This window comes from Aminobacter sp. P4_D5, from assembly GCF_056401815.1.
The window spans coordinates 1-712 of sequence record NZ_JBFUIP010000714.1 but is presented as its reverse complement, the minus strand read 5'-3'; the positions used below and the strand labels follow the sequence as shown (position 1 = coordinate 712).

Below are 712 nucleotides of genomic sequence, written 5' to 3'. Positions count from 1 at the left end.
GCGCTGGAGAACGGACCGCTGATGATCATCCCCGGCACCCACAAGGGGCCGGTCCATGATCACCACGCCGACGGGGCGTTCTGCGGCGCCATGGATCCCGCGAAGAAGGAGGTCGACTACGCCGCCGCCATGCCGCTGACCGGGCGGGCGGGCTCCATCACCGTGCATCATGTGCGGGCGGTGCACGGCTCGGCGCCGAATCTCTCCAACCGGGACCGGCGGCTGATGCTGTTCCAGTTCCGCGCCGCCGATGCCTGGCCGCTGCTGGGCTTCCCGGACGGGCTCGCGGCCTATGACGAGCTGATGGTCGCCGGCACGCCCGGCATCGCGCCGCGGCTGACCGACGTGCCGGTGCGGCTGCCCTTGCCGCCGGCGGGCCTCCAGGGCTCGATCTACGAGAACCAGAAGGCGTTGAAGAACCGCTTCTTCGAGACGGTGGGTCCGGCGGCGCAATAGGCCGCCGCCTGACCGCCTACCGCAGCTGGAAGCGGATCGGCACCTCGATCCAGGATTCGATCCGCTGGCCGTCGCGCGTCGAAGGCTCGAAGGACCAGCGGCGGACGGCGGCCAGCGCGGCATTGTCCAGGATGTCGTGGCCGCTCGAACGGTGCAGGCGCACCTCCTTCGTCTCGCCGTCGGTGCCGACGAGGGCGCGGACGAGGGTGGTTCCCGTCACGCCGCGCTCGCGTGCGACCAGCGGGTAGTCCGGGGG

At 71.3% G+C, this 712-nt stretch carries 2 protein-coding genes; one reads left to right on the top strand and one right to left on the bottom strand.

Annotated elements, in window-relative coordinates; all coding sequences use genetic code 11:
- A partial coding sequence (locus AC1DWF_RS34520; RefSeq protein WP_476842981.1) for a phytanoyl-CoA dioxygenase family protein occupies positions 1–456 on the top strand: 456 nt, incomplete at its 5' end.
- A 16-nt stretch (positions 457–472) separates the two neighbouring features.
- Here the strand turns inward: AC1DWF_RS34520 and AC1DWF_RS34515 are convergent.
- Positions 473–712 (bottom strand): energy transducer TonB (locus tag AC1DWF_RS34515; protein WP_476842980.1); only part of this gene is annotated, 240 nt, incomplete at its 5' end.